This is a genomic window from Bacillus sp. LR--39, from assembly GCF_053613335.1.
Genome location: NZ_JBSIOT010000988.1, coordinates 1 through 666, shown reverse-complemented (window position 1 = coordinate 666; position 666 = coordinate 1). Strand labels below are relative to the sequence as shown.

Below are 666 nucleotides of genomic sequence, written 5' to 3'. Positions count from 1 at the left end.
TCTTGATACCTAAATCCATATATATACTTATGTCCTTTACTGCAGATGCCGTAAGATATTTCTTCTCAATGATTAAACGTTCCAAGTCATCCAGGCTATTTTGTAACGCCCGTTCCATCTGCTTCACCTTTAACCCATTGATATTATGCGAATCCCTAAGAGAAGGAAAGAGGCTCATGCCGGCGCTTTCGCATTCCCTTTTGTTTTCCATTTGAACTTTTAAGGCCCTGTAATCTTTCAGCTCTTTGATGACTATTTTTCTCACGGCTCTTGCATCCACAGGGACCATGAATGAAAGCTGCTCTGCTGTCATGCTAATTTCTCCAATCTTGCTTTGACTGCCTCCATTAAGGCATTTTGCCCGACGGCTTTGCCTTCTAATGCCCTCATTACATCCTCGTCCACAGTGCCTTCCGTTACAAGATGGTTCACAATTACACTATGCTTCTGCCCCTGGCGGTCAAGCCTCGCGTTGGCCTGCTGGTAAAGCTCAAGACTCCATGTCATGCCAAACCACACGATCACATGGCCTCCGTCCTGTAAGTTAAGCCCATGCCCCGTAGATGCTGGATGCGCTAAAAGCATTTCAATCTTCCCCTTGTTCCAGTCAGCAATCTCTCTGCTACTGTCTAACGTTTTCGCCTTTTTAAATTTCTGCTGGATGCG

Annotated in this window: 1 protein-coding gene and 1 pseudogene; both read right to left on the bottom strand. The window is 45.5% G+C overall.

Going from position 1 to position 666, the window contains the following annotated elements:
• The coding region (locus ACWHAR_RS27945) for an ArpU family phage packaging/lysis transcriptional regulator (protein WP_452088548.1) at nt 1-313 on the bottom strand (313 nt) is incomplete at its 3' end.
• Nucleotides 310-666 (bottom strand): annotated as a pseudogene (locus ACWHAR_RS27940) (ATP-dependent helicase); the annotation flags it as partial. The pseudogene ACWHAR_RS27940 and the gene ACWHAR_RS27945, both read right to left, overlap by 4 nt.